This window comes from Winogradskyella helgolandensis, assembly GCF_013404085.1.
Classification (GTDB): Bacteria; Bacteroidota; Bacteroidia; order Flavobacteriales; family Flavobacteriaceae; genus Winogradskyella; species Winogradskyella helgolandensis.
In genome coordinates, this window is sequence record NZ_JABFHO010000001.1 from 1,027,337 (window position 1) to 1,040,774 (window position 13,438).

The 13,438-nt window shown below is 33.6% G+C and carries 10 protein-coding genes; 8 read left to right on the plus strand and 2 right to left on the minus strand.

The window, feature by feature from the left end; genetic code table 11:
- The first annotated feature begins 76 nt into the window (after positions 1-76).
- From HM992_RS04205 to HM992_RS04230, 6 genes are all read left to right on the plus strand, one after another.
- Positions 77-799, plus strand: a complete 723-nt coding sequence (locus tag HM992_RS04205) for a hypothetical protein (RefSeq protein WP_179318822.1) — start codon at positions 77-79, stop codon at positions 797-799.
- A gap of 435 nt (positions 800-1,234) precedes the next feature.
- Entirely contained in the window at positions 1,235-2,155 is a 921-nt protein-coding gene (locus tag HM992_RS04210; RefSeq protein WP_179318823.1) for a FecR family protein, read from the plus strand.
- Entirely contained in the window at positions 2,145-2,726 is a 582-nt protein-coding gene (locus HM992_RS04215) for an RNA polymerase sigma factor (protein WP_179318824.1), read from the plus strand. Before HM992_RS04210 ends, HM992_RS04215 begins: the two co-directional genes overlap by 11 nt.
- Before the next feature lie 90 nt (positions 2,727-2,816).
- Complete coding sequence (locus tag HM992_RS04220; RefSeq protein ID WP_179318825.1) at positions 2,817-5,975, plus strand: SusC/RagA family TonB-linked outer membrane protein; 3,159 nt, start codon at positions 2,817-2,819, stop codon at positions 5,973-5,975.
- A gap of 11 nt (positions 5,976-5,986) precedes the next feature.
- Complete coding sequence (locus HM992_RS04225) at positions 5,987-7,396, plus strand: tetratricopeptide repeat protein (protein ID WP_179318826.1); 1,410 nt, start codon at positions 5,987-5,989, stop codon at positions 7,394-7,396.
- Between the two features lie 8 nt (positions 7,397-7,404).
- Positions 7,405-8,748 carry an alkaline phosphatase family protein gene (locus tag HM992_RS04230; protein ID WP_179318827.1) on the plus strand — a complete coding sequence of 448 codons (1,344 nt, stop codon included), beginning with the start codon at positions 7,405-7,407 and terminating at the stop codon, positions 8,746-8,748.
- An 87-nt stretch (positions 8,749-8,835) separates the two neighbouring features.
- Here HM992_RS04230 and HM992_RS04235 read toward each other — a convergent pair whose 3' ends face one another.
- Positions 8,836-9,789 (minus strand): NAD-dependent epimerase/dehydratase family protein, encoded by a 954-nt coding sequence (locus HM992_RS04235; RefSeq protein WP_179318828.1) that lies wholly within the window; start codon positions 9,787-9,789, stop codon positions 8,836-8,838.
- A gap of 170 nt (positions 9,790-9,959) precedes the next feature.
- Here HM992_RS04235 and HM992_RS04240 point away from each other — a divergent pair, with 170 nt between their 5' ends.
- Positions 9,960-10,487, plus strand: coding sequence for a hypothetical protein (locus tag HM992_RS04240; protein ID WP_179318829.1), 528 nt, complete (start codon positions 9,960-9,962; stop codon positions 10,485-10,487).
- Positions 10,488-10,568: 81 nt separating this feature from the next.
- A complete protein-coding gene (locus HM992_RS04245) occupies positions 10,569-12,635 on the plus strand; it encodes a M13 family metallopeptidase (protein ID WP_179318830.1) in 2,067 nt (688 codons plus the stop codon).
- Between the two features lie 68 nt (positions 12,636-12,703).
- Here the strand turns inward: HM992_RS04245 and HM992_RS04250 are convergent, their stop codons facing one another.
- Complete coding sequence (locus tag HM992_RS04250) at positions 12,704-13,420, minus strand: hypothetical protein (protein WP_178986267.1); 717 nt, start codon at positions 13,418-13,420, stop codon at positions 12,704-12,706.
- Positions 13,421-13,438: the final 18 nt, after the last annotated feature.

The window sequence follows — 13,438 nt, forward strand, 5'->3', positions numbered from 1 at the left end:
TAAATATCTGAGTGAATGACTTAACAGATTAAAATTTAAATAATAAAAAAACATGAAAAAAACATTTTTAACATTAATGGTTACTTTATCATTATTAACATGCTCTAATAGTGATGACTCATCTAATTTAAATGAGGTAGGACAGGGGCTAATAGGTGAGTGGTATTTTGATAACCCAGTAATATATGGTGTAGCTACGAATAATTCTTTTGTATTTAATTCAAGTGGGGAAGTTATATACAACAATTGGTCAGGGGATGCTGATTACGATTTTAATAGTGAAGTAGGAAGTTTTAGTGTAGATGGAGATATACTAACCATGATATTTCCTGAGGGAGTTGAACTAACGTTTGTTCAGTTAGTTGCTTTTGAGAATGATTATAAGGTTTATTTTCAGCCAGTATCAGGTTCTCAATATGAAGCTTATGAAGGTGATTATTTTAGAGAGGGTTATACAGGACCATATGATTATGATATTCAGGTTTCAGGATATAGTTCTTCTGACCAACAATATCCCTTAGCTATAACTTATTATTGGGATAATGAATCTGGGAATTTAGAGACTCATACCATAAATTCTCAAACTAATACAGATATAAATGAATCCTATAATGTTAATGCATTTGATAAAATTGGATTTAAATATGATGTTTCAGGCTATGAGGATAGTAGAGTTAATTCAATATATATTAAAAATTTAGAAACAGAAACAGTGATTTTTAATGAAAGTATATTTGAAATAGAGAATGGGCAAATGTTTTTATTTGATATTTCCGAGGGAACTTATACAATAGAATAAATTTTAATATTAGGTCAAACATAGGTCAAACATTTTCATAATTATATGCAATCAATTGAAAACATTTATTATTGTTATATAGCCTTAAGTCCTTTAAATACGTGCTAAATGTAATCATTGATTAATAAGTGTAAGATATATGTTACGGACTGTTAATCAGAGGGTCCTTAGTTCGAGCCTAAGAAGAGGAGCTTATTTAAATCAAAAGCCTTTACAGAAACGTAGAGGCTTTTTTGATTTTCCAAACTTCCTAAAAATACCTCCACGCTGAGTCATAGAACGCAATTAACATTTACTTAATAATTCCTTGTCAATCTCTTGATGTCAATCACTGAGGGTATTTTCTAATTTTCTACTCTTAGTAGTAAAAGGGAATACTCCATGACGGAAATGACTAAAAATGAGAGAAAATGCGTTCGATATTTAACGCAGGAATTGTCTACAGCAGCTAAAGCGATATTCGAAATAGAGCTGACTTTAGATCATGAGTTAAAAGCAACCTTTGATAACTACAAACTTATTTGGGATAACTATCCTGAAAGTTTAAAAGCCTATGAAGCACAAAAAGACTTACAATTAGAATCCCAAGATATTCATAGAACTCAGCGTTCAAAACGAAATGTTATACGTCGTGTTGCATATAGTTTGGCGGCTTGTGTTTTACTATTTATAACCTATGGTTACTTTTCGCATTCCGATGAATTAAGCTATAAAAACCAAGTCACTACAAGTAAGGGGCAGCGACAAACCGTTTACCTTCCTGATAGCAGTTTGGTGATTTTAAATGCGTCTAGCGAAATCCAATACAACTCAGATTTTAATACTAAGCGTTGGGTTTACATTAAAGGAGAGGCGTATTTTGATGTCACTCATAATAAAGAAATTCCGTTTGTTGTCCATACAGAGGATTTAAATATCACCGTTTTAGGCACCGCTTTTAACGTTAATACCGTCTTAGATAATAAGTCTGTGTCGTTAGAAAGAGGTAAGGTCAATGTCCTTATTAAGAAGTCTCAAAACAGTCTTAATTTATTACCAAAGGAAGAGCTTATTTATAACACCAAAACTTCGGATGTTACTAAAAGAAACTTCAATGTCACCAAGGCTTTAGCGTGGAAAGATAACATGTTAATTCTCGATAATTTAATATTCAAAGACGCCTTATATAAAATAAATAATTTTTACGGAGTACGCTTCAAGATTACTGATGAAGAAATTAATCAAAAAAAGATAACAGGTGCTTTTAAAGAACAAGACCTCGAGGAGTTTATTCACTCCATTGAATTCATTGCAGATGTTAAAATGAAGAAGATAAATCATAACGAATATCTAATAACTCAAAATCATGAAGATTAAAAGCATTCGTCATTCAGTTATCACAAGCGAAGACCTTTTTCTATTTGAACAAATTCAAGAAGGTGATACCAAGGCACTCGATGTGTTTTTTAAAAAATACTATGACAAACTGTGCAGATTTGGTGTTTTATTCGAGTCTAACATTCATATCATAGAGGAAAAAGTAGACGATGTTTTTATTCAATTATGGTCTAATCGAGACCAACTTAATAAAATTAAAAATCCAAAATCATATATCTATGCGATACTAAAAAACGATCTCCTAAGAGTTAAGAACAATTACCAAACAAGACCACTACAAAACGACGACCAGTTAAATAGCAGTAGCCTGTATCCGAGTATAGAGGATGAAATCATTGCTAACGAACAAAAAGAAATTAATAAAAATGTTATTAAAAATGTTTTAGAATCCATACCAAAACGTACACGTCAAATTTTTGAAATGAGCAGAATTGACGGCTTTAAATACAAAGAAATATCAGAACTATTAGGCATAAGCCCTAAAACTGTAGAGAATCATATTGGGTTAGCCCTCAGGCATATCAGCTCTAATATCAGCAAGCTAAAGTAGAACGCTACACTATTGAGCAATGTTAGCCTATGCTTTTAATCCCTTAAGATTATATCAACCACAACTAAACAACAAAAAAATCACAACTTTATGAAACACCAAAAATTCATATTAAGTACTGTCATCATCTTGGCAAGTTTATTAAATGTTTACGGAAGTACACATCCAACACGCAACACTGAGCGTTATTACATTAATACTAACACTATTAATTTACAGTTAAAAGAAGCATCCTTAATTCAGGTGTTTAATTTAATTGAAAAACAAACGGATTTAAAATTCATTTATATTTCTAACGCACTTTACCAAAACACAAAAGTTGACTTAAATGTCAATAATCAACCTTTAGAAACGGTATTAAAGACGTTAAAGCAAAAATCACCGATCGATTTTAAAATTACAGATAATGGCATTTTAGTTAAGCCGATAACTCAAACAGTTTCTAAGATTAATCAAGAGAATATCACTATTAAAGGTGTGGTGTATGATGAAACAAATACACCTGTACTTGGAGCTAATATTTATGCTACAGCTTATAATATTGGTGCTGTAACGGATTATGACGGTCAGTTTACAATTACCGTTCCTGCCGATACTAAGACGTTAAAAATTACTTACATCGGATATGAAGAAGTAGAATACGCTTTAGAAGGTCAATTAGAAATTACGGTGAATTTAACCCCTCATTTTGCTGCACTTAACGAAGTGGTTATTACAGGGCAAGGTGCTAGTGTGCAACGAAAACGGTTATCTAGTAACGTTGAAGTTCTTAAGTCCGAAGATTTAGCTGGATTACCGTCGCAACGTATAGACCAGTTGATTGCAACCAAATTGCCTAATACACAGATTAATTTTACCGGAGGCCAGTCCGGAGCAACAACATTAATTAGATCTCGAGGTATTAATTCAGCTTTTCTAAGTTCAACACCAGTTTTTTATATAGATGGTGTGCGTATGGATAACTTAAACACCACTAGTGCTTTAGGTGGTGGTAGTGCACAAGGAGCAGCTATGAGTTCTATCGCAGATATTCCAATGGATAATATAGATCGTATTGAATACATTAATGGTGGAGCCGCAACAACATTGTACGGTTCAGATGCAGCAAACGGAGTGATTCAAATTTTCACCAAAAAAGGAAGCTCTAGAGGAACGCAAATTACAGCTTCAACTCAAATGGGAATCATAGCGCCAACTACAGATTTCCTTTATTTTGATCGCTCTAAAGACTTATTATTTGAAACAGGAACTTATCAAAAATACAACTTAAGTATAAGTGGAGGTAACTCTGAAGGTTTCGGTTATAGTTTTTCTGGAAATTTTTTAGATAACACCGGAGCTCAAATAGCGGATAATAATGCCAACAAGAAAATAGATTTTAGCACTGGTTTTAAAGCGAAATTAGGAGAAAAAGTAACCTATAATAGTTCTTTTATTTATGTGAATAATACCTACAACCGAAACCGAAATGGTAACCAAGGAGGTTATACAGGTTTGTGGTTTGCAGAAAGTGGTGCTTCAGTCTTAAAAGGGTTTAACAATAGATTAGACGATCTTAGTGCTGCCGAGTTTAGTGAAATTAATGATTTTGTAAAAACGGCAGAAGAATTACAAGACAACGAAATCTCAATTAATAGATTTACAACGTCTCAAAGTTTTTCTTATAAACCTGTAAATAATTTTGAAGCTAAATTTGTTGGAGGTATCGATTATAGGGTTCAGAACGACAAGGCGATTCAAACTAATGAATATCTAACACATACAACTCAAACTAATGTTACAGACGAAGGAAGTATAAATAATATAGATCGTAAGTACTTTGGTATTACTCTAGAGTTAAGTGCACAACATAAATTTGAAACAGGTCAATTTTCATTTATCTCTACCGTCGGAGGTCAGTTGTTTAGAAACTCAGATCATCAAATTCAATACACAGGTACTAATATTAGAGATGGAGCCGAAACTATTAGCGATGCCGCTATAAAGACAAGTGAAGAATATTTAGCAGAAGTACTCAACTATGGTTTCTATTTTCAAGAAAATATCGGCTTTAAAGATAAGTTGTTCTTTGACTTAGGTATTAGAGGAGATCGTAACCCATCTTTTGGAGATAATATTGGGACGCAATACTATCCTAAAGCAGGTGTTTCATATCTATTAAGCTCAGAACCTTGGTTGGAAAATTCAACAGCTATAAATTCTTTAAGATTACGAGGTAACTTCGGTGTGGCTGGTAATTTACCTCCTGCTTTTGTAAATGAAAGAACCATAGATTTTGATGGTTTTTTAGGAGAACAAGCTGCCTTTTTTGGTCAGTCAGGAAATCCTGATTTAAAGCCTGAAAAAACGAAAACTTTTGAAGTAGGTGTAGACGCTGCATTATTTAATAATAGAGTGAATCTTTCTGTAGGCTACTATAATGCAAATACGAAAGATGCTTTATTCTACGTACCACCAACACCATCTAGTGGGTATGCCAATAGTCAATTATATAATATTGGTGAAATAGAGAATAAGGGTTGGGAAATAAATGCCAGCTTTATTCCTATCAAAACCGAAAATGTAACCTTGTCACTTAATGTATCTATAAACACTTTAGATAACTTAGTGGTAGACTCAGGAGGTGTCGCTCCATTTAATATTAATGGATTTAGTGCCAGAACCATTCAAACTGTAGTAGAGGAAGGGTATCCTATTGGATATATTAGAGGAAACTATGGAACCTTTGATGAGAATGGTGTTTTAGAGTCCACAACAGCCCAATCGTATTTAGGAACTACGATTCCAGATTTGTTTGGTAACTTAGGAATGAACTTCTCGTATAAAAACTTCAGTTTATTTGCAAATGGTAATTATCAAAAAGGAGCCTACGCGAATAGTTTTGACCAACAGTTTAGATTTCTCTATGGAGCTTCAGATGATATAGTTCCTGCTGCCGAAGTTGAAGCTAATGGCACATCAAATTGGTTAAACTTCACAAATTTATTTACAGAAAAAACAGATTTTATAAAAATAAGAACTATAGGTATTAGCTATAATTTAGTACCTAAAAATAACAGTACTATTAAATCAATATTAATTGGATTTAATGTGAATAACCCGCTTAGTTTTACAGCATCTTCATTCGATCCGGAAGCAACCATTAGTGGTTCGGCAACTGGTCAAGGTGGTGCTTCTACGGGTGGTATATCTTATGCTACGTACTCTGCGCCTAGAGAATTTTTAACCTCATTAAAAATAAACTTCTAATAACAAAAAACATGAAAACAATTTATATATACATAACCGTTTTGTTTCTGACACTCACCGCTTGTGTCGATAACCCAAATGTTACTGAAGAGGATTTCTTGGACAACAACAATTCAGCTACGAGTTGGATAATGGGTATTAAAAGGCAACTTGCCTTAACCATGAACGATATCGTCATCAATTCTGAAATGGTTTCTGATAATTATTTCAACAATTATACGCTTTATAATAAAGTATTCGATATTCCGCAAATTGATTACACCGACATCGATGGAAACAGTATGCAAGTAGAAATTGGAGCTTTAAGAGAGATGGCAGAGTATGCTTTAGAAACAGTACTTCCAAATGATCCAGACGCTACAACTCAAGAATGGTCTTACGCTCATTTTGCAAAAGCTTATGCCTTAATTTTATCTGGTGAAAATTTCACAGGTCTTCCAATGAACAGTAATGGTGAAGCTTATATGGCAACCGAATTATTAGAAGCTAGCTTAGACCATTTAGATCTTGCTATTGACAATGAAAGTGATTCTGAAACTATTTTAGCTTACCAATTATTAAAGTCTAGAGTGTACCGTGGTTTAGGAGATGTAGATAATGCGAAATCCTCTGCTTTAGCAGCGATTAGTAATAATAGCTTATTATTTACTGTAGAATTTGATGGAACCAATGGTGTTCCTAATGAAATTCAAAATGCCACTTTTACAGCTAGCGAAAATAGATTTGCGCCATTGCCAAGGTTAGACTTTTTAGATCCTAAATTCTTTGATTTAGGAACGGCTTCAGAGGATCAAAAACCATTGTCTTTAGCTAAAGTAGAAGAAGCCTATTTAATTTTAGCGGAAGCATATACGGCTGAAAATAATTTAGAATTGGCTAGATCTACATTAACTAATTTAATAGATAATGTTTTAGCATCCAGACCAATTATGTATTTAGACGATAGTGAAGAATTGAGAAATGGTACGAATAGACAAGATTATCCAACAACAGCTGTTGACGTAAGTTTTGAAAGTGGTCAAGAATCTAATTCAGGGTATATCTTAGATAGACAAGCAGGTTTAATACCTGTGTATACCGTTTCTGGTACAAGTATTACAATTCAAGATATTGATGCAACAGCAAGTGCAGACGATTTATTATATCTTATTTACTTAATGCGTCAAGAAATTTTTATAAGTGAAGGTAGGCGTTCTAACGATTTAGGAATTAAGTTTCCTGTATCTCAAACCGAGCAGTTAAACAATTCTAATATTTCAGATGAATTTACGCAGCCTACTATACCTAGTTTCATTCCTTTAAATTTAGGTTTAGACGATTTTACTGTAGATGAAACAACAGGAAATGTGACTATCTTATATGATATGAACCGTGTATTGGTAGCGAATAAAGCGTCAAATCATGTATTACCTTTTAATTAATTCGAAAAATGAAAAAGCAACTTAGATATATTTATTGTGTCATATTAACGTGTTTTGGATTAAACCTAATCGCTGCACAAGAGGCGAAACACCTCGTTATTATTAGTATCGATGGTTTTAGGCCAGATTTTTATTTACAAGACCAATGGCCAACTCCTAATATTAAGGATTTAGCTAACAATGGAATTGCTTCTCAAGGTGTCAATGGTATTTTCCCGACAGTGACGTACCCTTCACATACGACTTTAATTACTGGTGTAGGTCCAGACAAGCATGGCATATATTACAACACTAAAGTTTCGGAAGAAGGCACTACAGGGGACTGGTATTATGATTTTAAGTCCGTAAAAGCTAAAACCTTATGGGAAGCTGCAAAAAACGCTGGACTAAAAACAGCCTCTGTGTCATGGCCCATTACTGTAAATGCACCGTTTATAGATTATAATATACCAGAAATATGGTCCTTTGATAACCCGAGAGACCGTCGTGGTGCTACTCAAAAATATGCAACACCTGAAGGTTTGTTTGAAGATGCCATAGCGAATGCTACAGGGAGTTTAGATGTAGACGATTATAACTTAAGTTCTTTAAGTATGGATCAAAATTTGGGTCGAATAGCAGGCTATATAATCAGAACCTATACTCCAAATTTATTAACGATTCATTTACCAAATACCGACGGTGCACAGCATAGAAATGGACGTGACGGTGTTGGTGTCGAAAAGGCAATTGCTGGTGCAGATCAAGCCGTGAGTACTATAATAGACGCCTTAAAAAAAGCTAATATTTTAGAGCAAACCAATATTATTATCACTGGAGATCATGGTTTTTACACGGTACATTCTAGTATTGGTGCCAACCTATGGTTAAAAGAATTAGGTTTATTGGATAAAGACACCTTCTTTATAAGTACTGGTGGTTCGGCATTCTTACATATGAAGGATAAAAACGATACCCAAACATTAGAAAAAATTGTAGAGAAACTCGAAGGTTTACCTTTTAGTATCAAAAAAGCCTTTAGAATTATTTCTAGAGATGAAATGACTTCTAGAGGAGCTGATCCAGATGCTGTTTTGGCTTTATCTGCGAACGATGGCTTTAGTTTTAATAATGATAGAGAAGGAGATTTGATTAAACCGGCACATGGTGGTAAGCATGGTCAATATCCAGATACTAAAAATATTCAAACGGGTTTTGTAGCCTATGGTCCAGATTTTAAAAAAGGTGTGGTGTTTTCTGAAATTCAAATGGAAGATATTGCAACTATAGCAGCTTATGTCCTAGGAACTCAATTAGAAGCTTCTCATGGAATTGTATATAAGAGCATGCTAAATGATAATAGTAAAGATTAATAATTTCGATTATTACATTTTTTACAGTAAAAAAGCAAGAGTTCGGTTTCTCTTGCTTTTTTTATGCGGTTATATTTTATTTTAATGTTATGACTGATACTTTTTCTTCAACTGCGTTAACATTTCCAAGGTCATTTTCTCTAAGTCAAAATCGTGCGACCAATTCCAGTCTTTTCGTGCAACTCTATCATCAATAGATGACGGCCAGCTATCAGCGATGGCTTGTCTAAAGTCTGGATTATAAGAAATTTTGAAATCTGGAATTTCGGCTTTAATACTGTCTGCAATCTCTTGTGGTGTAAAACTAATAGCCGATAAATTGTAAGAGGATCTTATGGAGATATCTTCAGGTGGTGCTGCCATAATTTGAGTTGTAGCTTTAATGGCATCATCCATAAACATCATAGGTAAATTGGTCTTTTCAGATAAAAAACTTTCATATTTACCTTCTTTTATAGCTTCGTGATAAATTTCTACAGCATAATCTGTAGTGCCACCGCCTGGCATTGCTTTATGGCTAATTATACCAGGATAGCGTATGCTTCTTACATCTACTCCATATTTATCATAGTAATATTCGCACCAACGTTCGCCAACTTGTTTGGTAATGCCATAAACGGTTGTTGGTTCGCAAATGGTATGTTGAGGCGTGTTTTCTCTAGGAGTCGTTGGTCCAAAAACAGCAATACTACTCGGCCAGAATACTTTTTTAATTTGCTTAGTTTTGGCTAAATTTAGAACATGAAACAATGAATTCATATTTAAATCCCAGGCTTCCATTGGGTATTTTTCGCCAGTAGCACTAAGTAAAGCTGCCATTAAGTAAACCGTATCTATATTATGATTGATGCAACAATCTTTAATCGCATTAAAGTTTTTAGCATCTAAAATCACAAATGGTCCAGCATTTACTAACTCTAATTTGCGTGTATTAATATCGCTAGCAATAACGTTATCTACACCATGGATTTCTCTTAACTTGGTCGTTAATTCTGTTCCTATTTGCCCACAGGCACCAATGATTAATATTTTTGAAGACATCTGCTCTTTTTAAATTATCGCCAAAAGTAATAAGAATTACGACTTTGCAATATTAAAATTTTCAGAAAATGCGTGTTATATTATGAATTCCTCAATTTAGTTTCAAATGCATATACTAAACCACTAGAATAGATAGTTTAGTATCTTTACAGTCAAATTAGTTATTACTTATGAAAATTAGATTCGTCGTTTTATTTTTAAGTTGTATTATGGTTATCAGTTGTGATGATGATACCACTAGCACTAAAACATTGGAAACAACTGAAAATGTAGATCAGAATAAAAAAATTACAGCTAAAACTATTGAAGATATTGATTATAGGGATTATGCGCTTAGTAGCGAAAGTGAAAGTGAGATTGTAACTTGGGATAGATATCATGAATTAGCCACTCAAATCAGTTATTTAAAGAAAGGGGATTTCTCTTTTTTTAATGGAGATATAGAGCTCTTAAAAAAGTTTATTAAAGAGTTTAAAACACAAATGCCAGATCAGTTTAAAACGAATCTTATTGTCTCTCGAAATGCTATTATTGAAACAGAGCTTTTAAAGTTAAATGAAAATCTAACTATAGATAACATTAGTAGAGATGAGAAATTATTTAATATTAAAGCGCTTTTTGTGGCTTTCTCAAACCTTAATTACCTCATTAATAAAAAGCTTGAAGATGATTTTTATGATAAAATTCAACCAGAATAACATCTAATATGTTTGTAACAAATCAATGCTTTTTTTGTCTTATTAGCAATTAATTTTAATTAAAACTAATTAACATAAACTATGAAAACTAATATTAGTCGCGCATTAGCGCTATCAGGTTTGGCATTTATTACACTAGTAGGGTGTAAGGAAGAGGTCAAAAAAGATTCTGCCATGACAGAGGTAAAAATACCCGGAATCGTTTTGGAGAATATGGATACTTCAGTGGATCCAAAACAAGATTTTTACAATTACGTCAATGGAAATTGGGCTAAGAATAATACCATTCCAGATGATGAAACTAGTTGGGGAGGATTTGGAGTCTTGCGTAAATCTACAAGACAAGATGTTCTAGAGATTTTAAATGCTTCAAAAGAATTAGGAACTTATAAAGAAGGTTCTGACCAAAAAAAGGCTTTATTAATTTATGAATCTGAGTTAGATACGCTTGCGCGTAATGAAGCTGGTATTAAACCCATTCAGCCTTTATTAGATAAGATTAATGGGGTTAAAAACCTTAGCGATATGCAGACGGTTTATGCTTCTACATTAGGTGTTAGTGCACCGTTTTCAGGTATTGGAGCTAGTGCCGATCTTAATGATAGTAGTATGAATATTGCTTGGGTATTCCCTGGTGGATTAGGATTGCAACGCGATTATTACCTCGACCAAGATGAAAAAACGAAAGAGATAAGAGGTAAATATGTAGATCATATTACAAAAATGCTTCAATTTATTAATTATTCTGAAGCTGATGCTCGTACTGCAGCAGAAAAGATTTTAGCTTTAGAAACGCAATTGGCAGAGCCACGTTTAGATAAAGTAGCGAGTAGAGATATTAGAAATTTTAATAATCCTACAGCGCTTACAGATTTACAAAAAATGGCACCTTCTATTAATTGGCAAAAATTAATGGATGATATGGGGATTGAGAAAAAAGTAGATACACTTATGGTTATGCAACCTAAGTATTTAAAAGCTATGGATGCGTTTTTGAAAACCAATTCTATAGAAGATATCAAAACACTTATAACTTGGAGTACATTAGATAATGCTGCAAGTATGCTTACCACAGAAATGGAAAAAGCTAATTGGGAGTTTTACAGTAAAACGCTTAATGGTTCTAAAGCGATGCGTCCAGCAAAAGAACGTGCTCTGGGTACTGTAGATGGTACTGTTGGTGAAGCCATTGGTCAATTGTATGTGCAGGCAAAATTTCCGCCAGAAGCTAAAGAGAAAGCAGAAAAAATGATTGCTAATGTTATTAAGGCATTCCAAAATAGAATTAATAATCTAGATTGGATGAGTGAAGAAACCAAAAAGAAAGCTATAGTGAAGCTCGATAAATTTACGGTTAAAATAGCCTATCCAGATGAGTGGGAAGATTACTCAGCAATGCAAGTAAAAGAAGGTAATTCTTATGCAGAGAATATGTTAGCTGTAGGTGCTTGGGCTCAAAAGAAAAATATGGATGATATTAACGAACCTGTTGATAAGTCAAAATGGGGAATGGCACCTCAAACGGTTAATGCTTATTTTAACCCAATGAATAATGAAATTGTTTTTCCTGCGGCTATTTTACAACCTCCGTTTTATAATTATACAGCAGATGAAGCTGTAAATTATGGAGGTATTGGAGCGGTTATTGGCCATGAAATTTCACATGCTTTTGATGATTCTGGAGCCCGTTTTGATGGTGATGGAAATGTAAATAATTGGTGGACACCAGAAGATTTAGTAGAATTTGAAAAACGAGGGAAAGCTTTAGCAGATCAGTATTCTGCTATTCAGGTTTTAGATAGTGTTTATATAAATGGAGCTTTTACTTTAGGTGAAAACATTGGTGATCTTGGTGGTGTACTAGGGGCTTATGATGGTCTACAATTATATTACGAAGAAAACGGAAGACCAGAAAATATAGATGGTTTTACACCAGAGCAACGTTTCTTTATGTCTTGGGCAACAGTTTGGAGAACATTAACAAGAGAAGATGGATTAAGGTCTCAGATAAAAACAGATCCACATTCTCCAGGTGTTTACAGAGCAACACAACCTTTAAAAAATATAGATGCATTCTATGAGGCATTTGATATTAAGGAAGGTGACGCAATGTATTTAGCGCCCGAAGATCGAGTTAGAATTTGGTAAACATTAAAAGTGGATATAAAAAAAGCAGCTCATTGAGCTGCTTTTTTTATAATATAATTGATGATGTCTTAACCTTTTTTCGCAGCTGCTGCTTGTTGAGCGCGTTGTGCCTTCTGAGCTTCTAATGCTTCTCTACTAATCTTTGCTAAATTAAAATTAGGATCAATAGCTAAAGCATCGTTCATTAATTTTAATGCAGCATCCATATTCGCCGTTTTATTTTCTGTAAAGGTTAAAAGTCCCTTTAAATAGGTTAAAGCTGCTTTCAAAGACGTTTCGTAAGGTTGTTGCTTTTCGTAAAAGGCACGCTTCATATCATCTGTAACATTAGCCATAGCGTAATCTATGTTTAATCTTGCGCCTGCTAAATCGTTAGTCTGAATTTTCATATCAGCCATTTCATAAGCTAAATAAGCATTTGGGTCACGTTGGTAAAGCACTTCAAAGTGCTCTAATGACATGGCGACTTGATTAAGGTTTTTTAAAGCTAACGCTTTTACTTCTACATTCATATCCGAATCGGTAGCGTTTTTCTCTACTCCAATAGTGTTTAAAGCTTGCATATACTGTCCTTCCGAAAGGTAGATGTATGCTAAAGTATCTTTACGTGCTACAGACGGTTCTAAAACATCGAGATGCGTCATAGCATTGATAACTCCTTGTTTGTCACCTTGCTTTTTCATTTGTTTATAATACGCTTCAAAATGTGCTTTTAACTCTGTATTAGTCTGTGCAAATACACTTACTGAAAATAACATAAGTATTGCAATTGTAATCGTCTTCATTTGTTCTTAGTTTATTGT